The 255-nt window shown below is 52.5% G+C and carries 1 protein-coding gene; it reads left to right on the top strand.

The genetic code is table 11. From position 1 onward, the window contains the following. Positions 1 to 215, top strand: a 215-nt coding sequence (locus NGB94_RS16755) for a hypothetical protein (protein ID WP_325791846.1), incomplete at its 5' end; no start/stop codon positions are given. Positions 216 to 255: the final 40 nt, after the last annotated feature.

The following is a 255-nucleotide window of genomic DNA, read 5'->3' as shown; positions in this document are numbered from 1 at the left end:
GAGCTCCTGAAGCATGGCGGCCAAACCCCAACTTTCTTTCGATGGTTGATCTGCTGCGTGCCTTGTGTGCCGGCGGGAAACCTGGGACTGGATGCTGGGTTCGGAAGGGCTTGAATAGCCGGTTTGGTTGGAATTCTTCGGAATTCACCGAATTGCTAAAACGGCCCGGATGGAATATGCTGGTAAAACACCACAGCGGTGCGAAAAGAAAATAAAGTTCCCGGTTGGGAATGGTTTTTCCGAGTAGGCCGGATG

The organism is Arthrobacter koreensis (assembly GCF_035792275.1).
Lineage (GTDB): Bacteria > Actinomycetota > Actinomycetes > Actinomycetales > Micrococcaceae > Arthrobacter_B > Arthrobacter_B koreensis_A.
This window is presented reverse-complemented; position numbering and strand designations above follow the sequence as displayed.